The 25,844-nt window shown below is 66.7% G+C and carries 22 protein-coding genes; 7 read left to right on the forward strand and 15 right to left on the reverse strand.

Annotation, left to right across the window (positions count from 1 at the left end; all coding sequences use genetic code 11):
• Positions 1–108: 108 nt before the first annotated feature.
• Complete coding sequence (locus H8F25_RS16005) at positions 109–786, forward strand: alpha/beta hydrolase (protein ID WP_370525767.1); 678 nt, start codon at positions 109–111, stop codon at positions 784–786.
• Between the two features lie 60 nt (positions 787–846).
• On the opposite strand, the gene H8F25_RS16010 is transcribed toward H8F25_RS16005, so the two are convergent.
• Positions 847–3,159, reverse strand: coding sequence for an AAA family ATPase (locus H8F25_RS16010; protein WP_197211254.1), 2,313 nt, complete (start codon positions 3,157–3,159; stop codon positions 847–849).
• 181 nt (positions 3,160–3,340) lie between these two features.
• Here H8F25_RS16010 and H8F25_RS16015 point away from each other — a divergent pair, with 181 nt between their 5' ends.
• From H8F25_RS16015 to glsA, 5 genes are all read left to right on the forward strand, one after another.
• Positions 3,341–4,420, forward strand: coding sequence for an efflux RND transporter periplasmic adaptor subunit (locus H8F25_RS16015; protein WP_197213999.1), 1,080 nt, complete (start codon positions 3,341–3,343; stop codon positions 4,418–4,420).
• A 121-nt stretch (positions 4,421–4,541) separates the two neighbouring features.
• Entirely contained in the window at positions 4,542–5,660 is a 1,119-nt protein-coding gene (locus H8F25_RS16020; protein WP_197211255.1) for an efflux RND transporter periplasmic adaptor subunit, read from the forward strand.
• Positions 5,661–5,667: 7 nt separating this feature from the next.
• Positions 5,668–8,958: an efflux RND transporter permease subunit gene (locus H8F25_RS16025; protein ID WP_197211256.1), complete on the forward strand. Its 3,291-nt coding sequence runs from the start codon at positions 5,668–5,670 to the stop codon at positions 8,956–8,958.
• Positions 8,959–9,056: 98 nt separating this feature from the next.
• Positions 9,057–9,827 carry a 20S proteasome subunit A/B gene (locus H8F25_RS16030; protein WP_197211257.1) on the forward strand — a complete coding sequence of 257 codons (771 nt, stop codon included), beginning with the start codon at positions 9,057–9,059 and terminating at the stop codon, positions 9,825–9,827.
• Positions 9,824–10,825, forward strand: coding sequence for a glutaminase A (glsA, locus tag H8F25_RS16035; protein ID WP_197211258.1), 1,002 nt, complete (start codon positions 9,824–9,826; stop codon positions 10,823–10,825). Before H8F25_RS16030 ends, glsA begins: the two co-directional genes overlap by 4 nt.
• Before the next feature lie 7 nt (positions 10,826–10,832).
• On the opposite strand, the gene H8F25_RS16040 is transcribed toward glsA, so the two are convergent.
• The 6 genes from H8F25_RS16040 to H8F25_RS16065 all read right to left on the reverse strand — a co-directional run bounded on the left by H8F25_RS16040 (position 10,833) and on the right by H8F25_RS16065 (position 18,706).
• Positions 10,833–11,219 carry a sodium/glutamate symporter gene (locus H8F25_RS16040; RefSeq protein ID WP_231596908.1) on the reverse strand — a complete coding sequence of 129 codons (387 nt, stop codon included), beginning with the start codon at positions 11,217–11,219 and terminating at the stop codon, positions 10,833–10,835.
• A 174-nt stretch (positions 11,220–11,393) separates the two neighbouring features.
• Positions 11,394–12,377: an IS5 family transposase gene (locus H8F25_RS16045; RefSeq protein ID WP_197210200.1), complete on the reverse strand. Its 984-nt coding sequence runs from the start codon at positions 12,375–12,377 to the stop codon at positions 11,394–11,396.
• A 218-nt stretch (positions 12,378–12,595) separates the two neighbouring features.
• Entirely contained in the window at positions 12,596–14,146 is a 1,551-nt protein-coding gene (locus H8F25_RS16050) for an IS1182 family transposase (RefSeq protein ID WP_197211260.1), read from the reverse strand.
• Between the two features lie 83 nt (positions 14,147–14,229).
• On the reverse strand, positions 14,230–15,132 hold the full coding sequence (locus H8F25_RS16055; protein WP_197211261.1) for a sodium/glutamate symporter: 903 nt from the start codon (positions 15,130–15,132) through the stop codon (positions 14,230–14,232).
• A gap of 166 nt (positions 15,133–15,298) precedes the next feature.
• Entirely contained in the window at positions 15,299–17,038 is a 1,740-nt protein-coding gene (sulP, locus tag H8F25_RS16060; protein ID WP_197211262.1) for a sulfate permease, read from the reverse strand.
• 15 nt (positions 17,039–17,053) lie between these two features.
• Complete coding sequence (locus tag H8F25_RS16065) at positions 17,054–18,706, reverse strand: alpha-D-glucose phosphate-specific phosphoglucomutase (protein ID WP_231596909.1); 1,653 nt, start codon at positions 18,704–18,706, stop codon at positions 17,054–17,056.
• A 97-nt stretch (positions 18,707–18,803) separates the two neighbouring features.
• On the opposite strand from H8F25_RS16065, the gene H8F25_RS16070 reads away from it, so the two are divergent.
• A complete protein-coding gene (locus tag H8F25_RS16070) occupies positions 18,804–19,241 on the forward strand; it encodes a hypothetical protein (protein ID WP_231596910.1) in 438 nt (145 codons plus the stop codon).
• A gap of 27 nt (positions 19,242–19,268) precedes the next feature.
• Here the strand turns inward: H8F25_RS16070 and H8F25_RS16075 are convergent, their stop codons facing one another.
• The 8 genes from H8F25_RS16075 to H8F25_RS16110 form a co-directional block, all read right to left on the reverse strand.
• On the reverse strand, positions 19,269–19,727 hold the full coding sequence (locus H8F25_RS16075) for a hypothetical protein (protein WP_197211264.1): 459 nt from the start codon (positions 19,725–19,727) through the stop codon (positions 19,269–19,271).
• Complete coding sequence (locus H8F25_RS16080; protein WP_197211265.1) at positions 19,724–20,962, reverse strand: FAD-dependent monooxygenase; 1,239 nt, start codon at positions 20,960–20,962, stop codon at positions 19,724–19,726. Before H8F25_RS16080 ends, H8F25_RS16075 begins: the two co-directional genes overlap by 4 nt.
• Before the next feature lie 77 nt (positions 20,963–21,039).
• The gene (locus tag H8F25_RS16085; RefSeq protein WP_197211266.1) at positions 21,040–21,273 is read right to left on the reverse strand and encodes a hypothetical protein; all 234 of its coding nucleotides are present in this window, start codon (positions 21,271–21,273) and stop codon (positions 21,040–21,042) included.
• Positions 21,274–21,281: 8 nt separating this feature from the next.
• Positions 21,282–22,718 carry a phosphatidylserine/phosphatidylglycerophosphate/cardiolipin synthase family protein gene (locus H8F25_RS16090; protein WP_197211267.1) on the reverse strand — a complete coding sequence of 479 codons (1,437 nt, stop codon included), beginning with the start codon at positions 22,716–22,718 and terminating at the stop codon, positions 21,282–21,284.
• Between the two features lie 41 nt (positions 22,719–22,759).
• Positions 22,760–22,963 carry a hypothetical protein gene (locus H8F25_RS16095; RefSeq protein WP_197211268.1) on the reverse strand — a complete coding sequence of 68 codons (204 nt, stop codon included), beginning with the start codon at positions 22,961–22,963 and terminating at the stop codon, positions 22,760–22,762.
• Positions 22,963–24,030, reverse strand: coding sequence for a DUF4912 domain-containing protein (locus H8F25_RS16100; RefSeq protein ID WP_231596911.1), 1,068 nt, complete (start codon positions 24,028–24,030; stop codon positions 22,963–22,965). Before H8F25_RS16100 ends, H8F25_RS16095 begins: the two co-directional genes overlap by 1 nt.
• Positions 24,031–24,220: 190 nt before the next feature.
• A complete protein-coding gene (locus tag H8F25_RS16105) occupies positions 24,221–24,982 on the reverse strand; it encodes a phycobilisome rod-core linker polypeptide (RefSeq protein WP_197211270.1) in 762 nt (253 codons plus the stop codon).
• A gap of 118 nt (positions 24,983–25,100) precedes the next feature.
• Positions 25,101–25,706 (reverse strand): phycobiliprotein lyase, encoded by a 606-nt coding sequence (locus tag H8F25_RS16110; protein WP_197211271.1) that lies wholly within the window; start codon positions 25,704–25,706, stop codon positions 25,101–25,103.
• Positions 25,707–25,844: the final 138 nt, after the last annotated feature.

The raw sequence follows: 25,844 nt of genomic DNA on the forward strand, positions 1-25,844 counted from the left end.
AGACGGGGTGCTGGCGCCGAGAGCTTAGATGCGCTAACCCTGTCGCGGATGTGGTCATGGTTGCCGCCGAACGCTAAGTTTCGGGGGAAGTCCTGTGCCTTCAATCCTGTGCTCAAGCGTCTGATCGCCGGTCTCGCGATGGGATCGGCCCTCTCCTTGTCTGTTCTTCCCGCTTCGGCTGCCGTTGACAACAACCTGCCGGTCCGCTGGAACACCGGTGGTGCCGTCTGGTCCACCAACCAGGACGCCTTCGACACCTTCCTGGGCAGCGGTGAAGTCACCGACCGTGGCCTCGCCGGCGGTCTCGCCCGCTCCGGTTGGACCTCCGATGAGATCCGCACCGGCATGACCAAGACCTACAACGTCGATCTGGTCGGTGTGTCCCGCTTCCTGTATTCGGATGCTGGCGTGAAGTTTCTCAAGAACGCCACCAACAGCTACTTCCCGTACTGGAGCATGAACACCTACGCGGTTCAGGCTCTGCGCTCGGCGATCATTGCCGATGCCGCTGACGGCGTCATCTCCTCGGCCACGATCATGCGTGCCCTGCCGACCGACTTCCGTCTTGCCGATTTCTGCAACACCTACACCGGTGCGCAGAACATCTGTGCCGAGGGTCGCTGCCAGGAAGGCACCGCCCAGTGCACCTCGCTGCTCTCCTGGTACGTCTTCCTGCCTGCCTGCATCCAGGCCAATCAGATGGCCGATCCCGTGGCCCAGGTGCGCACCGTCGCCCCCGCTCCGGCTCCGGCCCCGATGGCCGAGCCCATCCGCGGTCTCTGGTGATTTCGCCGGACCCTCAGGGTCCGCTCCTCTGTTCCGGGCCCCGGCATTGCCGGGGCTTTTTTATGGGCACCCGCTGTCGTGTGCTTCCGCTGCCGGGCGGCGGGAGGAGCGGGGGCCCGGCCGGCGTTTTCGGCGCTCCGCTCCGGCCGGATCCGCCGCGCCAATGCGGCGTCCCCGCAGCAGCAGATGCCGCAGGGGCTGGGGCAGGGCGACCCCCCGGTGGCGGCGGAACAGCTGCTCCACCTTGGTGAGCGCCGCGGCTTCCAGCCCGCTCTCCAGCCGCTGGCGGTAGTCGCCGCCAGGGCCGAACCAGCGTTGCAGCAGGCCATCCGCAAGCGTGAGGCTCAGGGCTTCCTCCCAGCTTTCGTGCTCCAGTTGCCAGCCCCGCTGGCTCAGCCCCTCGGCCACCGCCTCGGAGCACCCCACGCGCTGCAGCTGCTGCAGGCGTTCCATCTCCAGCACCGCGCTCAGTGTCGCCTGCGGCTGCAGCGCCTGGGCGGCCTCGGGCACCGCAGCCAGCAGGCTGCCGAGCGGTCCCAGCAGGGGATCGCTGAACAGGAAGCGGGCCTGGGCCCCGGGGCTGCAGCGCTGTTCAAGGGAGTCGAGGAGCGCCTCCAGCTGGCCGGGACTGAGGTCGCGGAAGGGTTGGCGCGCGGCCACCCACTCGAACCTGATGTCAGGCTCCAGCTGCTCTGCCAGATCCATCGGGCGTTGCCGATCCGCCAGCAGCAGCCGCGGGCGCCGGAGCGGTTCAAGCAGCTGCAGCTGGGCTTCGATCCGGTCGCGCTCAGCCGTGTCTCCCACGGCCAGCACCACCTCACCCTCGGCGGCGGCCTCGAGAGGATCCAGGGCCCAGAGCAGGGAACGGGCCTCCAGCACGAGCACCCGGTCCAGCCGGCCGATCGCGGCTTCCTGCCAGAAGCGTTGACGCAACCGGTCGAGCCGCTCCCCCTCAGCCGCCGCCTGGCGGCGCAGCCACCGTGCCAGCACCGGATCCTCCGGGCCGCTGCTGAGCAGCTCGGGCGGATCGCAGGCCGACTCTGCCGCGGCCGCCAGCTGGGCGGCCCGACGCTGCAGCAGCCGGGGCCGCAGGCCGCCCTCCCATCCAAGGGGACCCGGCTGCCAGAACACCTCTCCCTGCAGTGCGGTGGGCAGATATTGCTGCGCCACCCAGTGCTGGCTGTAGGCATGCGGATAGCGGTAGCCCACCCCGTCGCCGAAGGCCTTGCCGTCGCGGTTGGCGTCGCGCAGATGGGCCGGCACCTGCTGGCGGTTCGTGTCGCGCACCGCCTTGACCGCATCGAAGAAGCCGAGGCTGCTGTTGCTCTTCTCGGTGGCGGCCAGGTACAGGGTCGCCTGGGCCAGTGCATAGAGCCCCTCCGGCAGGCCGATGCGCTCGAAGGCGCTGGCGCAGGCCTCCACCACCACCATCGCCTGGGGATCGGCCAGGCCGATGTCTTCGCCGGCGCTGATCAGCAGGCGGCGCAGGATGAAGCGCGGATTCTCGCCGGCCTCGATCATCCGGGCCAGCCAGAACAGGGCCGCGTCGGGGTCGGAGCCGCGGATCGACTTGATGAAGGCGCTGATCGTGTCGAAGTGGGCATCGCCCTGCTTGTCGTACAGAACGGCCCGTTGCTGGATCGAGTCCTCGGCAATCGCCAGATCGATCGTGATGGCGCCATCCGGGCGGGGTGGCGTCGTCTCCACCGCCAGTTCCAGGGCGTTGAGCAGGCTGCGGGCGTCGCCTCCGGCCACGTTGAGCAGGTGTTCGCCCGCATCCGGATCGAGGACGACGCGCCGCGCGCCGTAGCCCTGCTCCGCATCCCGCAGGGCTCGCTGCAGCAGCTTCTCCAGGTCGGGTCGTTCCAAGGGCTGCAGCCGGAACAGGCGCGAGCGGCTCACCAGCGCCTTGTTGACCTCGAAGAACGGGTTTTCGGTGGTGGCGCCGATCAGCGTCACGGTGCCGTTCTCCACCCAGGGCAGCAGCGCGTCCTGCTGGGCGGCGTTGAAGCGATGCACCTCGTCGATGAACAGGATCGTGCGCAGCCCGTGCTGCGCCAGTCGGCTGCGTGCCGCTTCGACCTCGCTGCGCAGCTCCTTGACCCCGGCCAGCACGGCGTTGAGGCTGCTGAAGTGCGCGCGCGTGCTGTGGGCGATGATCCGCGCCAGGGTGGTCTTGCCCGTGCCAGGCGGTCCGTACAGGATCAGGTTGCCGACCCGGTCGGCGGCGATGGCACGCCGCAGCAGTCGCCCCGGACCGAGGATCGCCTCCTGGCCGACGAAGTCCTCCAGGGTGGTGGGCCTGAGCCGGTCCGCCAGTGGCGCGATCCGCCGCAGGGTCTGCTCGCGGTTGTGGCTGAACAGGTCGCTCAAGGCCCGGAGGGATTGCGGATGCGGAGGCTCGACCGACAGCGGGCTATCGGCCTTGCTGGCGCCTCGATCACGGGGGCCGCGGCGTCGCGCGCAGCGACGACACAGTGCCGCGCTGACGGTGCCATCATCGGGCCTGTGCTTCAGGCGTTCGGTGGTTGCTCGCAGCGTTCGCTTCCCGGCGATGGCTCTGCCGCCGGCGCTGCTCCTGGCCGGGCTGATCACGGCCTGTTCCCCGACACCGCCTCCGGGCGAACGGCTGCCGTCGGTGCGCAGCTCCGAGGTGAATTCCAGGAGCTTCTCCCAGACCGTGGCGGGCATCGCCACCCTAGAGGCGCTGCAGGAGGTTTCCCTGGCGGCCCAGGCCGGGGGGCGCATCGAGCGGCTGCTGGTGCGGCAGGGTGACCGGGTGCGGCGAGGCCAGCTGTTGCTGGTGCTTGATCAGGCCCAGGCCCGCGCCGACGTGGTGCGGCTGCGTTCGGAGATGGAGACCAACCTGCTCAATTACCGCCGCTTCGAGGTGCTGGTGCGTCAGGGGGCTGCCACCCCCTTCCAGCGGGATGACTTCCGGCAGCGTTACGTGGCGGCGAGGGAGGAGCTGGCGGCACGCCGCGCCGATCTCGCCTTCCGCCACCTGCGTGCCCCGATCGATGGAACCGTGGCCGATCTGACGGTGAAGCAAGGCGATCTGATCCAGGCCGGAGCCCCGTTCACCAGCATCATCCGCAATGACCGCCTCCTGGCGCGGATGGAGGTGCCCGCGGTGTATTCCGCAGCGACCCGGCCGGGTCTTCCTCTGCAGCTGCTCCAGCCATCCGGTGCCGCCCCCCTGGCCCAGGCCCCGGTCATCTCGGTCGATCCCGGCATCGATCCCGCCAGCCAGACCCTGCTGGTGAAGGCCGAGTTCCCCAACCCGGATGACGCGCTGCGCGACGGCCTGCGCACCCGCGCTCGCCTGGTGCTCCAGGACCGCCCCTCTCCGGCTGTGCCCTTTGCGGCCGTGAGCCGCCAGTGGGGCCAGAGCTTCGTGTTCGTTCTCGGTGATCTGGAGGCGCTGCGTCGCCGTCCGGGCCGCAGCGATCTGGCCAAGGCGGCCAGGCTTCCCCGCCAGACCCGCTTCGCCCTTCAGACTCCGGTGCAGCTCGGTCCTCTGCAGGGGGGCTGGTATCCGGTGCTCCAAGGATTGCCGGAAGGCGCGGAGGTGATCACCTCCAATCAGCAGAACCTCCGCCATGGCCAGCCCGTGCGTGCCATCTCCCCCTGATTCCCATGGAAGGAGGGACGACCGGGCGTTTTCCGGTAACTTGCGGCGACATGCAGCAACCCGAGTGCTCCGGACGGCTCCTCCCCCACCCTCTGCCGCCCCGCTGCGCCGGTTGGTCGGGATGTCCCTGCTGCTGCCGGGGGTGATGCTGGGCGGCTGCACCAAGCCGCAGGCCAAGACCCCACCGCCCCCCTCCGTCCAGACGGTGATCGTCGGTTCGGCACGCTTTGCACCGGCGATCGATGTGGTGAGCCGCATCCAGTCTACCAGCAACGTGGTGATGCGCCCCGAAACCGACGGTCGGGTGGTGCGCATCCTGGCCAGCCAGGGACAGCGGGTGAAGGCGGGACAGCCGATCCTTGTGCTCGACAACGTGCAGCAGTCCGCCACCCTCGATGCCAGCCGTGCGGAGGCGCTCAAGGATCGCGCCAACGCGGAGCGCTACATCTTCCTCAATCAGCAGGGTGCGGTCTCCACGAAGGACCGTGATTACTACGTCACCCAGGCCATCCAGAGCCGTGAGCAGGTCCGCGCCAATGCCGCGACGCTGGGCTACAAATTCGTCACGGCGCCGATCGATGGCGAACTCGGCAACCTCGATTCGGTCAAGCTGGGTGATTACGTGCATCAGGGCCAGGCGATCACCGGCATCGTCAACAACGCCGTGCTCTGGACGCTGATGGATGTGCCGGCCACCCAGGCCTCCCAGGTGAAGGTCGGCCAGCCCGTCCAGGTGGAGAGCCAGGGAAACCCGCCGGTGCGAGGCGTCGGCCGGGTGGTGTTCATCTCCCCCTATTACGGGGAAAACAACGAGAAGGCATCCCCCAACACCGTTCTTGTGAAGGCAGAGTTTCCCAACCTCACCGGCCAGCTGAAGACCAATCAGTATGTGCGCAATCGCATCATCACCGATGTCAAAGATCAGCTGGCGGTTCCGGCGCAGGCCGTGCAGATGAAGGCGTCGCAGGCGTTCGTGTTCAAGGTCTATCCGCTGCGTCAGGTGCTGCCCCGAATCCAGGCCTCCGACCAGCTGCCAGAGGCCCAGAAGCAGACGCTGGCCAAGCTGCCCGGCAGCACACCGATCGCGGTTCAGGTGCCGGTGACGCTGGGCCAGATGCAGGGCAATCTGTTCCCGGTTCTGTCCGGGCTGAGCAAGGGCGATCAGGTGATCGTCTCCAACACGGCCCTGCTCCGTTCTGGCATCCCGGTGCGGGTGACGGGCAGCGGCTCCATGAACTGAGGCGGCCATGTCCCTGTCGGATAATTTCATCAAGCGGCCGGTCCTCACCACCGTCTGCAGCATCCTGATCGTGCTGGTGGGGCTGATTGCCATTCCCACCCTCTCGATCGAGAATCTTCCCAACATCGCGCCGCCCCTGATTCAGGTGACGGCGAACTACGGCGGCGCCAACTCTCTGGTGACTGAGCAGGCCGTCACCAATCCGATCGAACAGCAGATCAACGGTGTGCCGGGGGCGAGCTTCATCTCGTCCACCAGCAACATGACCGGGAACAGTGTGATCTCGGTCTACTTCGATGAAGGCACTGATATCAACATTGACCAGGTCAATGTTCAGAACCGTGTGTCACTGGCGATGCCGCAGCTGCCCCAGCAGGTGCAGGCGACCGGTGTGTCGGTGAGTCAGAGCACGCCGTCGATTCTGTTGGCCTATCAGGTCTCCTCCAGTAGCGGTCAGTTCGACGCCGCCTATCTCAATGGCCTGATCTACGAAAATCTCTACTACCAGCTCGGGCGGGTCCCGGGTGTGGCCACGGTCAGCCTGCTTGGAGGCAGCAACCCAGCCTATTGGTTGTTCGTCGACCCGGTGCGGCTCAGTGCCAACAACCTCACCGCCGATCAGGTGGTCACGGCTGTCAAGAGTCAGAACTTCGTCTCCGTCGGGGGCATCGTCGGTGGCCCGCCGGCCGGAGGAAACCAGCAATTCGCCTATCCAATTCTCGTCAAGGACAACGGCAATCTCGTCTCCATCAAGGAGCTCAATGACCTGATCGTCGGTCGCTCTCCTCAGGGCAATCTGCTGCGACTTCAGGATGTGGGTCAGGCCACCTATGGCTTCAATTCTTTCGGCCAGGCAGCCGTCAGCAAGGAGGGATATCCGGCGATCACCGTGGCTGTCTTCCAGACTCCGGAGAGCAATGCCCTGGATGTTTCCGAGGCGGTGGTGGCTGTGATGAATCAGTTCCGCCAGGGCGTGCCGCCCGGCGTGACGGTGAATCAGATCTATAACATCGGTCAATTTATTGAATCTGCCGTCGACGGTGTCGTCGACGCCCTTGGCCTGGCGATCGTGCTGGTGCTGCTGATCCTGTACGTGTTCCTGCAGGACTGGCGGGCGACCGTGGTGCCCAGCCTGGCCATCCCGATCTCCCTCGTCGGCACCTTCGCCTTCATCAAGATCTTCGGCTTTTCGATCAATCAACTCACCTTGCTCGGTCTGGTGCTGGCCACCGGCCTGGTGGTCGATGACGCCATCGTCGTGATCGAGGCCGTCTCCAAGAACATCGAGAAGGGCATGCGTCCACGCCAGGCAGCCCTGGAGTGCATGGGCGAGCTGATCGGGGCCCTGATCGCTACGGCTCTGGTGCTGATGGCCGTGTTCGTGCCGGTGGCCTTTTATCCGGGCAGCATCGGCATCATCTATCGCCAGTTCGCCCTGACGATCGCCTTCTCGATCGCCATCTCCGCCTTCAATGCGCTCACCTTCTCGCCGATGCTCTCGGCGTTGATCCTGCGCAATGAGAAAGCGCCACCGCCTGGGCGGGTGCTGGGCGCGATCGCGGGGCTGATCGTCGGCCTGGCCTTCGGACGCTTCAGTTCGGCCTCGTTCGGTAACATCTCCTATCTCATTGGTGTGGTGCTGGGTGTGCTCGGCGGCGCAAATCTGCGCTGGGTGTTTGATCGCTTCAATGCCTTCTTCGCCCGCGTCGAGAAAGGGTACGCCGCTCTGATCAGTCTGCTGATTCGTCGTCGTCGTCTGATTCTGGCCGGCCTCGGTGGCGGCATCGTGCTCACAGCCATCGCCTTCACGGCCCTCCCCTCGGCCTTCATTCCCGAGGAGGATCAGGGTTATGGACTCGGCATCTACCAGCTCCAGAATGGTGCCTCACTCACCCAGACACAGCGTGTCGGCATGGAGATCGCCAAGGTCCTCAATCAGGAGGAGGACATCATCGCGGGATCGGTGATCAGCGGCTACGGCTTCAATGGCACCAGCCCTGATCAGGGGGTGTTCTTCTATGGCTTCAAGCCGCTGGACGAGCGCAAGGGCAACGCCCAGAAGGCCCCGGCCATCGTGGCGCGTCTGAACCAGAAGTTCAGCACCCTCAGCGAGGCGACTGTGATCGCGGGACAACCCCCTGCGGTTCCGGGCTTCTCGGCGCAGGGGGGCTTCTACTTCCAGTTCAATGATGAGAGCAATGGCGGCTACAGCTTCGTGGAGCTCGATGAGCAGGCCAACAAGCTGGTCTCTGCGGGGAGGGCGACCGGTGCCTTCGGGTCTCTCTATACCCAGTTCATCCCGAGCGCCCCAGCATTCGGTCTTGATGTCGATCGCTCGATCATGGGCGCCCTGAACATTGATTTCCAGGAGGCGATGAACACCATTGCCGTGCTGGCAGGCGGCAACTATTCCGGTCTCACCTATGAAAGTGGGCAGGTCCGCAATATCTACGTCCAGTCCCAGGCAGCCAATCGCAGCAAGCTGGAGGATATCCTCGCCTATTACGTCCGCAGTCGCGACGGCAAGATGGTGCAGGTGTCGGAATTCGCCAAGCCCGAACTCACCAGTGCACCCCCGATCATCAGCCATTACAACCTCTATCGCACCATCCTGGTTCAGGGTATTGAGGCCGCCGGTACAAGCTCAGGCCAGGCCCTCGACACGATTCAGGAGGTCTTCAAAAATCTCAACTTTAATAACATTGGCTATGCCTTTACCGGCCTGGCGGCCCTGCAGCTATCGGCTGGAAACGCCAGCGTTCTGGTGTTCGGGCTGGGCATTCTCGTGGTGTATCTGGTGCTTTCGGCCCAGTATGAGAGCTATGTCACGCCTGTGATCATTCTGATGACCGTGCCCCTGGCGATGCTCGGGGCGCTGGTGTTTCTGGCGCTGCGATCGATCGATCTCAACATCTATGCCCAGGTGGGCCTGGTCACCCTGATCGGTCTGGCGGCCAAGAATGGCATCCTGATCGTGGAGGTGGCCGAGCAGCACATGCAGGCCGGCATGACCGCCACCGAGGCCGCCATTGCTTCGGCGGAATCGCGGCTTCGGCCGATTCTGATGACGGCCATTGCCGCTCTCGCCGGCTTCCTGCCCCTGGTGGTGGCCAGCACCGCGGGCGCCAACAGCCAGCAGTCGCTGGGCACCGTGATCTTCGGCGGCCTGTTGGTGGCCACCGTGTTGTCTCTCGGGGTGGTTCCACCCTTCTATGTGGTGATCAAGGGGCTGGAGGAGCGGCTCTTCCCCGCCAGGCCGGAGGAGGAGCCCCTCCCCGGCGAATCGGGCGGGGTCTGAGTTGTGTCTTCATCCACCTGTTATCTCGTGTTGCCTGATTTCTGCCTTCACGCCGGCGGGTCAGCCGCTTCCGGCGAACATCTCGCACCACGCAGGCGATGACTTACTGCATCGGCTACTGGCTTGAAAAGGGTCTGGTGCTCGCCTCGGATTCGCGCACGAATGCCGGGGTCGATTACATCTCCGCTTACAGCAAGATGCATGTGTTCCAGCCATCCTCGGATCGGCTGTTCGTGCTTCTCGCCGCTGGCAGCCTTGCCACCACCCAGGCCGTGGTGAACTGGATCCGCCGCGATCTCGATCGACCTGCCGAGCTGGAGCATGGTGGCTCCAGGGATCTGCGCCACTGCGATTACCTGTTCGAGGCGACAGCCTATGTCGGCCGCGTCAGCGTGGCCGTTCAGAAGGAAAATGAGGCGGAACTGCGCGCAGCGGGTGCCAGCGGTGCCGCCTCCTTCCTGCTTGGCGGCCAGATCGGAAGTGAGCCCCACGGCCTGTACCTCATCTACCCCCAGGGCAACGCGATCATGGCGACGCCCGAAACCCCCTATCTGCAGATCGGTGAAAGCAAATATGGCAAACCTCCCCTCGATAACGTCGGCCACACCCATCTGTCCCTCGAGGATGCGGCCCGGCTCTGCCTCATCTCCGAGGTGCTCACCCAGCGTTCCAACCTCAGCGTCGGTCCGCCGTTCGAACTGGTGGTGATTCCCGCCGGCAGCCTGCGCATCGCCCAGAAGCTGCGGATCGAGGCGGATGACCCCGATCTCAGGGCCATGATCGAGATCTGGAGTGAGGCCCAGCGGGAGGCTCTGCATCGTCTGCCCCAGTTGCCCTGGGAGCGCCAGCCCGAGGCTGAGGCCTCATGACGACCGACGCTCCCGGCTCCGTCACAGACTGGGTCTCCACCGGCCACTTGCCGGGCGAGGAGGCCGTGAGGGAGCTGGTGGCGGAAGCCCATCGTCGCTTCTCTCCCGTGCAGGACTGCGAGGTGGCCCGCTACATCCCGGCTCTGGCGGCGGCTAACCCAGGCCACTTCGGCCTCTGTGTGGCCTCGACCGGCGGCCTGCTGTTCGAAGCGGGCGAATCGACCCAGCCCTTCAGCATTCAGAGCCTGTCGAAGCCGTTCCTGTTCGCCCTCCTCTGTCAGGCGATCGGTGAGGACGTCGCCCGCGCCAGACTGGGAGTGAACAGCACCGGTCTGCCCTTCAATTCGGTGCTGGCGGTGGAGCGCAGCGGAGAGGGGCTCTCCAATCCGATGGTGAATGCCGGTGCGATCGCGGCCACCAGCCTGGTGCCGGGTGACACCGCTGAGGCCAAGTGGCATTTCATCGAGGAGGGCTTCTCCCGTTTCGCCGGCCGGCAGCTGCAGGTCGATCAGGCGGTGTATGCCTCGGAGATCGCCTCAAACCGCCGCAACCTCGGCATCGCGACCCTGCTGGAGGAGCAGCAGCGCATCTGGTTTGACCCCGATGCCGCCACCGACCTCTATACCCGACAGTGCGCCCTGAGCGTCACCGCCCGCGATCTCGCATTGATGGCCGCCACGCTCGCCAATGGTGGCTGTCAGCCGTGCAGCGGTGAGCGGGTGATCGAGCCGCTGATCTGCCAGCACGTGCTCGCGGTGATGGTGACCGCGGGGCTCTACGAAACCTCGGGCGATTGGCTCTATGACACCGGTCTGCCTGGCAAGAGCGGGGTGTCCGGCGGCATGATCACGGTCTGCCCGGGCAAGGGTGGCCTGGCGACCTATTCGCCGCCGCTGGATGAGTCGGGCAACAGCGTGCGCGGTCAATTGACCGCCCGCTTTCTCTCGGAGCGCCTCGGCCTCAATCTGTTCGCCTCCCGGCCACTGGCACCGTTCTGAATCGCCCTCAGACCCGGTGCAGGAAGAACGGGATCAGCACGGCGTTGAGCAGATCGATGAAGAAGGCCGACACGAGCGGCAGCACGATGAAGGCCTTCGGAGAGGGGCCGAACCGCTGGGTCACCGCGGTCATGTTGGCCATGGCGGTGGGGGTGGAGCCCAGGGTGAAACCGCTGAAGCCGGCGGCGATCACAGCGGCGTCATAGGTGCCGCCCAGGAGAGGGAACACCAGCAGCATGTTGATCGCCAGCGCCAGGAGGAACTGGGCCAGCAGGATCAGCAGTAGTGGGCCCGCCAGCCCCACCAGGGTCCAGAACTGGATCGTCATCAGCGACATCGCCAGGAAGGCACCCAGGGAGATCTCGGCGATCAGGTCTAGGGAAGCTCTGATCAAGACCGGGAATTGAGCGCAAGCGTGTCTCATTCTCGCCAATGAGACACAAGTGGGGTATTTTGTCCTTGGCTACTCGCCAGGTGCTCCAATCCAGGGCCTGACTGGCTTATTTCTCGTGAGTTCCCCGATCATTTTTGGCTGCTCACCCTCAAGATGGCACACTTATTCTGTCATTTACGCTGTAGAAGGACAACGTTCGCGCACCATCCAGAGATTGGCGAGGGCAAACAGCATCGTCAGCTTGAGGTTGTTCTTGCGGATGCCTCGGTAGAAGACCTTCCGAAATCCAAACTGGCACTTGATGATCCGAAATGGATGCTCCACCTTTGCCCTGACATGTGCTTTCGCCGCCTCCATCAGATCCAGCAGTCTTCCCTCTGGGGTGTCCGGTAGAACTCGGCGCTGTCCGGGCTTCATGGCGATGCGCATCTCTGCTTCGCAGTCCTTGAACGCCTCACGCTTTTCGATGCCGATGTGGCCAGAGTCGCCGTAGATCACGCGTTCCTCGCCATGGACGCGATCGGGTGCCGTGTTCAGCTCATGGACGTTGGCAGCCGTGCTCACCACGGAATGGACCAGACCCGAGGCTGCATCCACACCGATGTGGCACCGCATCCCAAAGAACCACTGGTTGCCTTTGGCCACCGAGTGCATTTCAGGATCCCGCTCGCCCGTCTTGTTCTTGGTTGAACTGGGAGCGTTGATGATTGTGGCATCGAGGATCGTACCCTCCTTAAGCATCACGCCCTTCTCCCGCAGGCTCTGGTTCACCGTCTCCAGGATCTGCTCTGCTATCCGATTCTCTTCCAGGAGGTGGCGGAAGTTCAGGATCGTCGTCTCGTCAGGGATCCGGTCCTCAACCATGTCGATCCCAGCAAAGCGGCGGAAGCAGGGGGTATCGATCAGCATCTCCTCCATCAAGGGATCGGAAAGCGTGAACCACTGCTGCAGCAGGTGGATGCGCAGCATCACCTCCAGCGGAAACGGTGGGCGCCCGCCCTTGGCAGAAGGCCTGTGGTACACAGGCGAAATCAAGGCCAGGAAAGGATCCCAGGGCACTGTGGCTTCCATCTCATCGAGGAAGCGCTGCCGGCGCGTTTTCTTCTTGGCGTAGGTCTGCTCGTAGTCCGTGAAACCCAACTGGAGGGGGGCCGCCATCCGCTGCCAGTCTCATTATTGGAACTGTACTGATTCTATCGGGTTTTTCAGGGGTTCCCTAGGAGTTTGTTGCCCATAGAGCAGCAATCCTGGCTGCGACGAATCATCTGCTGAGGTGAACCGCTGAGACGGTGCTAAGGCACGTTTCTTCTGGTGAGCGTGCCCATCGCACGTAGGCCTGAGCCGGCTCTGGCCGCTGTGGCCAGTGCCGCTGCCTCTTATCCCGGTGCCTCCGCCATTGCCTGCTGCAGTGATCGCCTGCACCTGAACAACTTGAGCAGGTTGTGCGTGGCAGCGATCAGGTGCCATTCACCATTCACCTTCTCCAGCCCCCTCAGCAGGAAGCGCCGTAGGCCCCGCGCTTCCTTGATCTGTCCGTTCACCGGCTCCACGATCGCCTCCTTGCGCTGGGCGTAGATCCTTGATCCCTTCTTGCTTCTGATCTTGCGGGCCATGAGGGCTTTGGCGTCGGCATCCTTGGGCATTGGGCCGCGTTTCGGCGGTAGTGGCTGGCCGTGCGGCAGGCGGCCGGTGGCGATGTAGGCATCAATACCCTGATCCACGCAGGCCTTGGCATTTTCATCAGTCCAGTAGCCCGCATCCATCGTCATCACCGCGGGCAGTGCACCAGCGCTTGTCGCGATGCGATCCAGCATGGGCTCCAGGTGCTCGAAGTCCGGTGGCTGGTTGCTCACGCCAACCGCCACGATCACCTGATGGTCGCGATCGACAGCCAGCTGGCAGTTGTAGCCCTGGATGAAGTGGCCATCGGTTTTCATGAGGTGACTGTCTGGGTCAGTGAAATTGCGCTGGGTTGCCTTGGTTGGAGTGCCATCAGCCTTTCTCGACAGGCCCCGCCTGGGCATCGCATCAGACGCAAGTGGCTCCAGATCCGGTGGTTCGATGCCGGCGCTCTCGGCGGCATCGATCGCCTGCTCCCTCGCAGCTTTGGCCTTGGCCGTTGCCGCCTCGTCTTTCCTGTTCAGCGCGGCCTGCTCCGCTGCCGGTGCAGCGGCCTCTCGGGCAGCCGTTGCTTTGGCCCTGGCCTCTTCTGCTTCCTCCTGGCGCTGACGCGCAGTTGCTGCTGCGGTCTCCGCTTCCATCTCCTTACGGGCCTGGCGAATCCTGGCCAGGCGGTCCTGACGCCGACGCAGTTCATCGGGAAGATCACTGCCGCGGTTGCCCTTGCCGTAGCGCCGATCCTCCTGGGCATGAAGGATCTCGGCCTTACGCATCAAGGCGTTGATCTCCTTCTCCAGCTGCTTCTCCGCTTTGAGCATCCGCTCGTGGCTCATGGCCTTGTGCTTGCTGGCATTGGCCTGCACCTTGGTGCCATCCAGGGCCACATGGCCCAGGCTCACCATGCCGGCCTTCTGGCACAGCCGCAGGATCTGAACGAACAGATCGCTCAGGGCATCAAGGTTGCGACGGCGGAATTCACTGATGCGACTGTGATCCGGTTGCTGGTTACCGGTCAGCACCCGGAACGCCAGGTCCTCGTAGCAGGCGCGCTCGATCTTGCGGGAGGAGACGATGCCCACGCAATAGGCGTAGAGCAGCAAGAGCGTCATCATCCGCGGATCAAACCCTTTCTCCCCACGAGGATCCTTGGCCTGAGCGGGAATCAGGACCTGTGAGAGATCAAGCTCATCCACCAGATCCAGCAGGAAATACACCTGGTGGTCATCCGAGAGCCAGTCACTGGGTGATGGCGGCAGCAGGGTTGTCTGCTCCGGCTGCCAGGGACGGAAGGACTTGGGCTTCTGCATGCCCCATTGTCTCAGCCAGAACCATTGCAGTCACTGGGATCTGGGCAGATTCAGGGGCGTCTGTGGGGAGATCGGGGCGGGATCTACGCGCGACACGCTCCTAGCGAGGGGGTGCGCGACGGCCAGCGGAAGGGCATCCAGGCCGCTCTTCGAGGCAAGAGGTTGCTCAGCAGAATGCCGACGATCAGGCAGGGCACGAACAGGGGCAGAAACAGCCCGAGATCACGGATCAGTTCCTGCAGGATCGAGCCCAGGATGATGCAGATGTGGATCGCCAGCACCGCGGAGAGGAACTCCTCGGATCCGATCAGCTTGCCGCTGGTGGAGGGCGGCTGCGCATCCGTCTCGGCGACAGCACCGGACGATTGTGGAAGGGATTCGCTCTGGCGGGCTGGCAGGGCCAGGCGATGGCGGCGGATCAGGAAGCGGGCGATCGGGCCGCCGCTGGCGCTGGCCAGGATCAGTCCGAAGGTGGCCGCGGCGATGCCGATCTCCAGCGCGTTGGCGACACCGTGTTCGGAGGCGAACTGCGGTGCCCAGGCGATGGTGGTGCCGTGGCCGCCGATCAGTGAGAGAGTGCCCACCAGAAGTCCGGAGGCCGGCGGCAGGCCGCTCCAGCGAGCCAGGGTGATGCCCACCAGGTTCTGCGCGAGCATCAGCACGATCGTCAGCACCAGCAGCACCACCAGCGCGCGACCGCCGCGTCGCAGGTCCGCGAAGCTGGCGTTCAGGCCCACCGTGGTGAAGAAGTAGACGAGCAGCAGATCGCGGGCGCGCATCCCGAAGTTGATCTCCAGCCCGAAGATCAGATGCAGAACCGTGATCACCAGCGCCACGAGCAGACCACCGCTGACCGGTTCGGGAATGGTGTACTCGCGCAGGAATCGCAGACGGCGGTTGAGGGTCTTCCCGAGAAAGAGAACCAGAATCCCGAGTGTGACTGTCAGAAAGGATGCGATCTGGATCTCACCATCGACAACATTCATGGATGGGTTGATCTCTTGCGGCCGCGCAAGTGTAGGCGCTGGGCTCCGCTCATTCCCTTCAGGTGCTCATGGGCTCGCTTCGCTCCAACCGGTGTGCGATCGGAGGACGGCTTCGCCGTGTCCATCAATCAAGGTGTGACGGGCGGCGCAGGCTCCTTGCCGGGAATCAGGGGATGGGGCGTGCCGGGCCCTGGGCCCGCGCCTCCCGTGGTGGCTGCTTCCTTGCGTGGAAGGCGGCCAGAGCCGTGGGCAGGGTGGGGAAGAAGCGTTCCGGCCCGATCCGCGCGACCAGCCCCGCCCGCTGCAGTTGCTGATAGAGATCCTGCTTGACCCTGGCCATGGCGAGGACGATGCCCCGCGCCGCCAGGGCCTGCTGGAGGTCCAGCATCATGTCGGCGGCAGTGATGTCGATCTCGATGATGGCCTCGGCGTTGAGGACGAACCATTCCACGGGGGTGCGTTCCGCGTCGATGGCTGCCAGTGCCCGGCTGCGGAAATGCTCGGCATTGGCGAAACAGAGGGGTGCGTCATAGCGATAGATCAGCAGTCCCGGTGTGGTGGTGGCTCCCTCCCAGTCGCTGATGTCATGCAGGCCGGCCAGATTCGGAACCCGCCCCATGACCGCATCATTCGGTCGCATCAGGCGGGCGAACAGATCGATCACCGACAGCGCCACCGCCACACCGATGCCGGTGAGGATGTCTGTGACCAGAACTCCCGCCACAGTCACCAGCGCCAGCCTGAACTCGCTGGGCTTGAACTGATGCATCCGCCGCAGCTCGGCGATGTCGATCAGGCGCAGCGCCGCGAAGATCACCACCGCACCCAGGGCGGCGCGCGGAAACAGGGCCAGTACCGGCCGCAGCACGAGCAGCACCAGCAGCACCATCACCAGGGCAACGAGGGAGTGGAGCTGGCTGCGGCTTCCTGCGCTGTCGCCCAGGGCCGTGCGACTGCCGCTGCTGCTCACCGGGAAACCCTGCAGCAGGCCGGCCCCCAGGTTGATCGCCCCGAGCGCCAGAAGCTCCTGATTGGCGTTGATCCGCCCGCCGCTGCGGATGGCGAACGCTCGCGCGGTGAGCATGTTGTCGGAGTAGCCGACCAGCGCGATGCCCACCGCCGCCGAGAGCAGGTACCTCAGCTGCTCGATCGGGACTGCCGCCGGCAGCGCCACATGGGGCAGCCCTGCCGGGACAGCGCCGATCACCGCCACTCCCAGCTGATCCAGCCGCCCCAGCCTGACGACGACCACACTCAGCAGCACCGCGACGAGCGGGCCCGGCGCCCTGGGGGCCAGCCTCCGCAGCAGCAGCAGGAAGAGCAGGACCCCGAGGCCCAGCAGCAATGTCGGCAGATGGATCTCCCCACGACGCTGCAGCAGCTCCAGCACCTGCGCCGGCGACGCGGAACTGTTCAGCTGCAGGCCCGCGATCCTGCCGATCTGGCCCGTGATCATGATCACCGCCACGCCGGCCATGTAGCCCACCAGGATCGGCCGGGAGAGCAGTTCGGCCAGGAAGTCGAGCCGCGCGAGTCGACCCAGACCACAGACCAGGCCCACCAGCAGGGCCAGCAGGGCGGCCAGTCCGGCGCTGGCCTCCGGATCCCCTGCGGTCAGGGGGGCGATCGCCGCAGCGGTCATGACCGAGGTGGTGGATTCGGGCCCCACCGACAGCTGCGGGGAGGATCCGAGCAGGGCATAGAGCAACAGCGCCGGCAGGATGGCCCAGAGGCCATGAATCGCCGGCAGGCCTGCCAGTTCGGCGTAGGCCAGGCACTGAGGCACCAGGTAGGCCGCCACCGTGATTCCGGCGATCACATCACCCCGCCACCAGGCCAGGGGATAGCGCCGCAGGCTGGTCAGGCCTGGCAGCCAGCCCGAGGATCGCGGCGTGGAGTCACTCAAGAGATCCGCGAGGGATCAGGTGATCACCGTCGGGCGCTCCATGCCGGTGCGCGTTCTGATCTCGGCCAGCGCATCAATCGCTGTGATCATCTCCGCCAGGGCCACCTGGGGATCCTGGTGCAGATCACCGCTCGGAGGCACATAGCTCTCGAGATACACGCGCAGCGTCGCGCCCTGGGTGCCCGTGCCCGACAGGCGGAGCACGACGCGGCTGCCGTCATCGAGCAGCAGGCGCAGACCCTGGCCACTGGTGAGTGAACCATCCACCGGGTCGCTGTAGGCGAAGTCGTCGGCCGTCGCGATCGTGCGGCCGGCGAAGGCCTGGCCCACCAGGGTGGGCTGCATGCTCTTCACCCGGTCGTAGAGGCCATGGGCGGCCTCGCTGGCGATCGCCTCGTAATCGTGGCGGGAGTAGTAGTGGCGCCCGAACCGTCCCCAGTGCTCGGTCATGATCTCGGCCACCGAGCAGCCCCGCACCGCCAGGATGTTGAGCCAGAAGAGCACGGCCCAGAGGCCGTCCTTCTCGCGGATGTGATTGCTGCCGGTGCCGAAACTCTCCTCACCGCAGAGGGTGATGCGGCCGGCATCGAGCAGGTTGCCGAAGAACTTCCAGCCGGTCGGTGTCTCGAAGCAGGGGATGCCCAGCTCCCTGGCCACCACATCCACAGCAGCGCTGGTGGGCATCGAGCGCGCCACGCCCGCCAGCCCCGCGGCATAGCCTGGCGCCAGCGTGGCCTGGGCGGTGAGCACGGCGAGGCTGTCGCTGGGATTCACGAAGCAGCGGCGGCCCAGGATCATGTTGCGGTCACCGTCGCCGTCGCAGGCGGCGCCGAAGTCGTAGAGGTCGCCCTGCAGCAGCAGCTCCGCCAGGTCGTGGGCGTAGGTGAGGTTGGGATCGGGGTGGCCGCCGCCGAAATCCTCCAGCGGCAGACCGTTGCGCACCGTGCCGGCCGGGGCGCCCAGCAGCTGCTCGAAGATCCGCTTCGCGTAGGGCCCGGTGACCGCATGCATGGCGTCGAAGGCCAGCCGGAAGTTGCCGCGCAGCAGCGCCGCGATGGCATCGAAGTCGAACAGCGTCTGCATCAGTTCGGCATAGGCGTCGACGCCGTCGAGCACCTCCACCTGCATGGATCCGATGCGGAAACTGCCAGGACTGTCCAGGGAGAGTGCCTCAGCCTCGAGGAATCGGTAACCGTCCAGCTGGCGTGTGGCGGCGTAGATGGCGTCCGTGACCGATTCAGGGGCAGGGCCGCCGTTGGCTCCGTTGATCTTGACGCCGAAATCACCATCGGGGCCGCCGGGATTGTGGCTGGCGGAGAGGATCACGCCGCAGGCGGCAGCGTGGCTGCGGATCAGATTTGAGGCGGCCGGTGTGGAGAGGATGCCGCCGGTCGTCGTGATCAGCTTCGCGACGCCGTGGGCCGCCGCCATGCGGGCGATCACATCGATGGCCCGGCGGTTGCCGTAGCGGCCGTCGCCGCCCACGACGATCGTGCCGCCGGTGATGCCGGGAACGACGCGCAGGGAGGCTTCGATGAAGCTCTCGAGGTAGTGCGGGGTCTGGAACTGCTGGCTGCTCTTGCGCAGGCCGGAGGTGCCGGGCTTCTGGTCCTCGAAGGGACGATCCAGCGTCACCTGGCGGACGGGCGCATCAGCGAGGTCGGTCATCGGCATCGCCCGTCGCCGGGCCCGCGGGGGCACCAAGTTAGCCCGCAGCTCCTGTCGTCCCTGTTGCCCGGAGAGCGCGCCTTCCTAGGGTGCGCCGATGATCCAGTTCCCCATGATCCCCTCCGTCAGGGTCTTCCAGCTGCTCCGCCCCTCCTCCAGGCTGGCAGGCCTGGGCGCGGCCCTCGCGCTCTTCTCGGCGTCGGCGGCCTCTGCCGCTCCGCCTGCCTATCCCCAGGCGGTGGCCAACAGCGAGGCCGCCGCACGGGCGGTGTTGGCCCGCGCCGGTCGTGAATCCTGCCTGCGCGGCAAGCTCACCCGAGCCCTGCTCGAGCTGTCGAACAGTTGTGAGGCCAGCGGCACCCGCAACTCCCTCTGCTCCCTCGCGGACAAGGCGGTGGTGGTCACGCCGATGAGCCTGACCTTCATGGATGACACCTCCCACCAGCTGCTGGATCTGATCCGCCCCGTGGGCTCCACCACCCAGGCGTCGGCAGGCCGTGTGGCGCCTGAAACGGAGATGCCTGGGGAACCCTGAGCGGTCTGGGCTTTCGGTGGCTCAGGCTCAGCGGGGTGCCGGGGCACTGAAGGACGGGCTGCCACCGCCGCTGCCTGCGCTGCCTGAACCGGAGCCGCTGGTGGAGGGTCGGTCCGGCTGCCGGCAGAACACGGTCACATCCTTTGCGGCACGGTCGATTGCGTCGCGGCGTTCCCGGCTGTTCGTTGTGGCGGCGATGGCCTTCTGACGGATCGCCCAGAGGCTGTCCTTGCAGGTTGCGGAGAGGCGCGGATGATCCAGCAGCGGATCCGCCATCGCCCGGGCCTTGTCGCAGCTGGCGGCATCGTTGTCGCGGGCGCAGGCGAGGGTGGTGAGCTGCAGGCTGCGGAATGTGCTGGACGGTGGATAGAGACTGGCGGTCTCGGCGCCGGCAGGAGCCGCCAGCAGCGCCACCGCGGCAAGGCTGCAACCGGCCCGGCGACCAGCCTGTCCGGCACGGGTGAAAGGGGCGGTGGGCCGGCTCATCGGGCGGCGGAAGCTCGCTCCATCATGGCGGCCTGTGGTGGAGCGGGGTGAAGCGCTCCCGCCAGGCCCTGCCGCAGCGGTCCCTGGCTGTGCTGCCAGACCGCCGCCAGGAGCGGTGCCAGACCTGGGGCCAGCGCCGCGAGCAGCCTGCGCAGGGCCGGGCGGTGACCGAGCCGCTCGGCCCGCTGCCATTCCTGTTGCTGCAGGGCCTGCATGCGCTCGATCTCCGGACGGCGCAGCGTTTCCATCGCGGCCAGGGCCCGATCGAGCGCCCCATCCCGACCCTGGCCGGCAGGCTGCTCGAGGGCGGCCGGCAGCAGGTCGGTGGCGGCCACCACATCGCGCAGGGCCATCGCCGTGCCCTGGGCCCGCAGAGGACTCATCGGATGGGCCGCATCGCCGAGCAGCAGCAGACCCGGCCGCCACCAGCGGTGGGCCAGACCCACCCGCACCGGCAGGCGCAGCGGCCCCTCGATCGCCTCCGGCGGAACAAAGGCCAGAGCTTCCGACAGTCCATCCGGACAGAGCCGCCGCCACAGCTCGCGCCACTGCTCCGTGCTGCGCTCGATGCGTTCGCCGCCCTGCAGGGGCCAGCCCAGCTGCACGCCGCCGCTGGCGGAGGCGAACAACGCCATTGAGCCATCGTTGCCGATCACCGTGTGAAACCGTCCCGCCAGCTGGGCAGCCAGGGCCTCACCGGTGGGGCCGCCCAGCCGGAACCAGAGCACATCGACCGTCGGTGACGTGTCGGTCAGCTCCAGGCCGGCGCTGCGGCGCAGCAGCGATGCGCGTCCGTCGCAGGCCACCACGACGTCTGCCTGAAGGCGCTCGCCGTCGCTGAGGCGCACCCCCTCGATCCGCCCCTGGGAGAGGCCGTCATCGGTGTGGATCAGTCCGGCGACAGCCCGGCCGAGGAGCAGCCGTGCCCCGGGCAGCTGCCGCAGCTCCTCGGCCCAGCTGTGCAACAGCGCCCCAGGCTCCACCAGGGTGCAGGGATGGCGGCTGCCCATCGGTTCCTCCACCTGGAACAGAGGCCGACCTTCCAGCCAGAAGCTCCAGCCGCGCAGAGGCAACTGCGGCACCGTTCCGGCCAGCGGCAGCAGGTCCAGGTGTGCAAGCGCCTCAAGGCCACTCGGCATGAGGGCCTCGCCACGGAAGCCTCCGCTCAGGCCGGGTCTGGCTTCCACCAGGGTGACGGGAAGCTGCCGTCGGGCCAGCTGCAGCGCCAGGGCCATGCCCGCAGGGCCGGCCCCGATGATGAGGGTGTGGCCGGCCGTCGAGCCTGCCGGGTCACTGGGACCGCCGGGAGGGTTCAGAGGGGGTCGCCCGTGGGGATGGAGGTGCTGGTGTCCACGCCAAGCAACTGGTGTTTCTTGGCGAGCAGGTAGTCGACCAGCTCCTGCTGGACGGTCAGGAGCTCGCGTGTGCAGCCGCGGAAGGCGGCGCGATGGCGGATCTCATCGTGGCGGGTGTTCAGATCACGCAGCATCAGGTCGATGGCGTCGAGCCGGGGCGTGATGGTGCGGGGGGAGGGCGCCGACGACATCGCGGATTTCAGGGCTGAGGCCGGGGGGGAACTGCGATCGTAGGCCGTGCACTGGCTGTCAGCAGGCGCCCGCTGCCGCAGCGGCGCCACTGGCGCGCACGCTTGCGCTGCAGCCTGGCGCTCACCCCCAGTTCCGCACCACGCCACATCCGCGCCATCTCGCGTTCGAAGTGGGCCGCCAGCTGTGGTGAGTCGATCCGCAGCAACGTTTCGTCGTTGGTGTGCGCGGCGCTGGGACTCCAGTTGAAACTGCCGCTGATCACGCTGCGGCCATCGAGGATCGCCACCTTGTGATGCAGCTTGTCGCCCCGGGCCAGGCGGGGGGTGCCGGCCGCCTCGATCGGCGTCGTCCAGACCCGGTTGCCGGCCTCGAGACGGCAGTGGTGGTCGCTGATCTGCACTCCCAGCAGATCAAGCACCTCGCTGTAGGAACGGCTGGCAAAGCCCGGATCGGCCAGCACCCGCAGCGTCACCCCCCGTTGGCGCAGCTCCGCCAGGGCGTCGGCGATGCCCTGCGCCGAGAACACGAACAGGCTCAGATCCACCCGCTGGCGCACACCCCGCAGCTGCCGCTCCAGCCAGGCCAGTCCGTTGTCCGGATCCTGACGGCGATGGGGGGTGAACAGCACCTCCACGGGGGTACTCCCGATCCGGATCCGCTGCGGTGCGCCGCCCCCCTTGCCCGTGCCGAAGCGGCTGTCGGGACGGCCGCCTGGGCCATCACCCCAGAGGCGACCGAATTCCGTGGCGAACAGCTCCGCCAGCGCCGGGCTGTCAAAGCGCAGCAGGTGGTTGACGTTGCCGCGGGTGCGGGGATCGTCGGCGTCCCCGTGGATGCAGGAGGGGCTGAAGTTCGCCGACCCGGTGATCACCACCCGGCGGTCCACCACCAGAAACTTGTGGTGCATGAGTCCGCTGCCGGCGCTGCCGTCGGCCGTGTCGTCGATCAGTGGCACGCCGCCTCGGCGCAGGATCGCCACCGCGTCGCCCTGGCCGAGGGCCTGCAGCTGCGACACGCGCTGGCGTTGATGGGGCTCCACATCGATCGCGTGCAGCTCGCTCCAGGGAGTGCTGTAGGTGTTCTCAAGCACCACCCGCACCTGCACGCCCTGCCGGTGGCGATCCGCCAGAGCCTCGGCCACGGCCGGCAGCGACAGCTCCTGCACAGCCACCAGAACCTCGCTGCGGGCTTCGCCGATCGCCTCCAGGATCAGCGCTTCAAGGTTGTCGCCCTGGCGCCACTGCCCGCTGACCGGGCTGCGATAGCGCCGGTCGGCTCGATGGTTGAAGGCGACGCGGATGCCCTCCGGCAGGGGAAGATCGGCGCTGGGGGCGCCGCTGCGGACGGCCGCGGTGGTGGTGCTGCAGCCCGCCAATGGCCACAGCAGTGCCAGAACGAGCAGCAGCGTCAGCCTGAGGCGGTGTCGTTGTCGGCAGGCGGTCATCGGTGGGGGGCGGGCCTGCCCCCCAGGTTTCCCAGGGCCCGTCAGTCGTGACCGGGCATCTCAGCCGTGCGCAGCATCGTCACGAACCAGACGCTGCCCAGGACCACAGCGGCCAGAACGCCGGTGCCGATGCCGTGGCGCACCATCAGCAGCGCCACCACCAGCGGGAAGAGCACTGTGCCCAGAAGGGGAGTCAGGGCCACGAAGGTCCTGAGGGCCACCGAAGGGGAGGAGGGTGCTGCCATCAGAACCACTCGGCGACGGCCTGGCTGGCCGGATTGCTGTTGTCCTCGGGTGTGGTGCGGCGGAACTCGAGGGTGATGTTGCGTCGCTGCTCGCCATCGGCGGCGATGGCCTCGATGGGATAGAGCTGCTGTCCGTCGCGGAAGGGGACCTGGATGCGGAAGGTGCCGTCGGGTGAGAGGGGGACGTCCTCGCCGCCGATGGTGAGGCGTGCGGCGGGATCGGTGGCGCCGTAGACGATGAGCTCGGCGTCGGCGACGAGCCAGAAGGAGCGCTGGCGGGGCGGGAGGCCTGCGCCGGACTCGCTGCGACCGGAGGCCCAGACGCCTGCGGCGGAGGCGGAGAAGCCCTCACCGGAGAGGGAGGAGTCGTGTTCGGCGAATTCATGGAAGGCCTCGGAGCCGCGTCCGAGGCGTCGCCAGCCTGTGGTGGCGGATTGATAGAGGCGCTCGTGGAGGCCGGTGTCTGCGGCGGCGGGAGTCAGGGGAGCGGGAGCAGGGGCGTTGCCGGGATCGAGGGAGAAGGGGACGAACTGATCGAGGATCTGCTCGGAGGGATGGAGAGCGGGGACGCGGGCGACGGAAGAGAAGGCGAGGGAGATCCAGCCGCCGGCGGCACCCTTGCGGTAGCCGAGCTCGACGCGGTAGTCGCGATCGGAGAGTGGAACGGGGAGATACCACTCGCAGGCGTGGGCATCGACGACCACTTCCTGAAGGGTGTGGGGGTGGGCGGAGCCGGGAGCGAGGCCTGTGACGTCGGCGACGCGGAGACAGAGCTGAGAGGCACCGGCGGCGAGGGCCTGGTCGCGGTCAGCGTCGGCGATGTCCCAGAAGACGTAGGCCCACTGGGGATCGCGTGGGAGGAAGACGACGCGGGTCTCGGCGTCGGAGCGCTGAACGGGGGCGGCCATCGGGGGCTCGTCGCGCATCAGGCTTTCGATCGGCAGATCGCTGTCTTCCTGGCGGGCACTGATCGCCTCGAGCAGTTCTTCCTTGGTCTTGCGGCTGTACAGCGTGACGCCGAGTTCGCTCGCGATCTGGCGCAGTTGACGCAGGGTCTGCGTAGCCAAGGACGAAAGCGGCGACTGGCCCACAGTGAAGATTTCGTTTGGGATCAGTCTGGCTGAGTTTGCCCAGGGTCGCTGTGCTGGGTCGGGAGGTCGTCAGGGACCACTGACCGCGCTGATCCCACGCAAAAGGGTGCCCGTCCAGCGGACGGACACCCCCGGTCGGTGTGTGTTGCCTGCCCCTGAGGTCGCCTCAGCGGCTGATGCTGCGGTAGGGGACCTTGGAGAGGTAGTCCATGCCGGTGTTGCCTTGGGCACTGCCGACGCCACGCAGGGCGGGCAGGGTGCGAACCCAGGGGAGGTAGTCCTCGGGGAAGCCACCGCGACGTTGCTGGGCACGCTGCGGGAAGGCCTTGGCAGTACCGGTGTAGACGATCTGCGGGAAGCCGAAGATGCCCCGGTAGTACTCGTCGTAGCGGGGGGAGGTGAGGTTGAAGGGAGTTTCGCCGACCTCGCGGGAGCCGACCACACGATTGCGGTGGTACGGGACGGTGTCGTAGCCGAAGGCGTCGAGATACTCCTGGGAGTCAAGGATGTCGTCGACCATGCCGCGGACGCCGCGGGTCATCAGCACGGCGGACCAGGCGATCTCCTCGGACTTGCCGTGGGTGGGACGACCCAGAAGCTTCTCCACGAGGTGGCGGGCCACCTTGTAGTTGTTGTTGAGGTTGTAGAAGCTGCGGGTGAAGGTGTCCGACAGGCAGAGCGAGCGGATGAAGTCACGCACGGTGATCTGACCGTCGCGCAGCTGGCTCTCCAGGGTGCGGTCGCGGTCGACCTTGAAGGCGTGGAAGAAGATCTGGCGGTAGGCGCTCTCAATCACGAAGTTCTGATCTTCGCGATCCATGGCCTTGTCCATGGACGCGGCGCGGGGATCCTCGTCGGAGCCCACCCGGAGGGCATCGACCCGGGAGTTCTGGGAGGTGGGGGCGTACTTGAGGAGGGGAAGAGCCACGCGGGGTCCGGTCATCCGTCGGACGAGATCGTAGAAGTGCGCTCGCGGTGGGGTCTCCGGGCTCGCGTCAGGACTCACAGTCCGTAACGTTGGCCACCGTCGCGCCCGGGGCCGGCGCTCACCAGCCCAGGGCTGTCAGGGGTGCGTCCTTGCCGGTGGTCGTCACCGCGGCGCCGGGCTCGCCGGCCTCCATGGCGGTGATGCGGGTCTCGACGCAGAAGGAGGCGGTGTTGGAGAGTCCCTGCACGGTGCTGGTCCGCAGGCGCACGTCGGGCCCGGCGAAGCTGAAGCGCTCCAGGGACTGCATCGTCTCGTATTCGGTGGTCAGCAGCAGCCCGTCGCGCTCGTCCATGGCGAAGCGGCCGGCCACAGGCGCCGTCTCGGCGTAGCCGCGGTCGCGCAGCAGCAGGCCGGCGCGGCCGCGGTCGTCCAGGGGGATCAGCCCGAAGACGCTCTCGCCTTCATGGGCCTCGCCGGCCTTGTCCCAGGCCATCGAGCCGCTCCAGGTGACGCGGCAGCCGCCCACGAGGGCGCCTGGGTCCTGGCCATGCAGCGTGGCGATCGCCTGCAGCCGCGGGTCGTCCGGCTTCAGCTCCACCACCTCGATCCAGGAGCCGCCCGCTTCGGCGCGGCGGTGCAGCAGATGATGGCTGCTGCGCTGGGAGCGCCAGCGGCCGCAGCTGAGGCGGAAGAAGTGGAGGGCGTCGGGGATGGATCCGCTCACGGGAAGCCTCGGGGCACGGCTCGATGTTCAGCATGATCGCAATGCGGCAGACCGGAGTGGGGCTGGCCCTCGCTGCCGGCTCGCCCGGCCGGATGCGGAGCGATCCCCCTCGGATGGCGGCCGCTGTGCCTCGAAGAG

Source organism: Synechococcus sp. CBW1004 (assembly GCF_015840715.1).
Taxonomy (GTDB): domain Bacteria; phylum Cyanobacteriota; class Cyanobacteriia; order PCC-6307; family Cyanobiaceae; genus Cyanobium.

Coding starts and splice junctions, on each gene's coding strand:
- H8F25_RS16015 (WP_197213999.1), top strand. CDS start 3,341: ATGGCTCTGCCGCCGGCGCTGCTCCTGGCCGGGCTGATCACGGCCTGT.
- H8F25_RS16020 (WP_197211255.1), top strand. CDS start 4,542: ATGTCCCTGCTGCTGCCGGGGGTGATGCTGGGCGGCTGCACCAAGCCG.
- H8F25_RS16025 (WP_197211256.1), top strand. CDS start 5,668: ATGTCCCTGTCGGATAATTTCATCAAGCGGCCGGTCCTCACCACCGTC.
- H8F25_RS16030 (WP_197211257.1), top strand. CDS start 9,057: ATGACTTACTGCATCGGCTACTGGCTTGAAAAGGGTCTGGTGCTCGCC.
- glsA (WP_197211258.1), top strand. CDS start 9,824: ATGACGACCGACGCTCCCGGCTCCGTCACAGACTGGGTCTCCACCGGC.
- H8F25_RS16045 (WP_197210200.1), bottom strand. CDS start 12,377: ATGGCGGCCCCCCTCCAGTTGGGTTTCACGGACTACGAGCAGACCTAC.
- H8F25_RS16050 (WP_197211260.1), bottom strand. CDS start 14,146: ATGCAGAAGCCCAAGTCCTTCCGTCCCTGGCAGCCGGAGCAGACAACC.
- H8F25_RS16055 (WP_197211261.1), bottom strand. CDS start 15,132: ATGAATGTTGTCGATGGTGAGATCCAGATCGCATCCTTTCTGACAGTC.
- H8F25_RS16065 (WP_231596909.1), bottom strand. CDS start 18,706: ATGACCGACCTCGCTGATGCGCCCGTCCGCCAGGTGACGCTGGATCGT.
- H8F25_RS16070 (WP_231596910.1), top strand. CDS start 18,804: ATGATCCAGTTCCCCATGATCCCCTCCGTCAGGGTCTTCCAGCTGCTC.
- H8F25_RS16075 (WP_197211264.1), bottom strand. CDS start 19,727: ATGAGCCGGCCCACCGCCCCTTTCACCCGTGCCGGACAGGCTGGTCGC.
- H8F25_RS16080 (WP_197211265.1), bottom strand. CDS start 20,962: ATGGCCCTGGCGCTGCAGCTGGCCCGACGGCAGCTTCCCGTCACCCTG.
- H8F25_RS16085 (WP_197211266.1), bottom strand. CDS start 21,273: ATGTCGTCGGCGCCCTCCCCCCGCACCATCACGCCCCGGCTCGACGCC.
- H8F25_RS16090 (WP_197211267.1), bottom strand. CDS start 22,718: ATGACCGCCTGCCGACAACGACACCGCCTCAGGCTGACGCTGCTGCTC.
- H8F25_RS16095 (WP_197211268.1), bottom strand. CDS start 22,963: ATGGCAGCACCCTCCTCCCCTTCGGTGGCCCTCAGGACCTTCGTGGCC.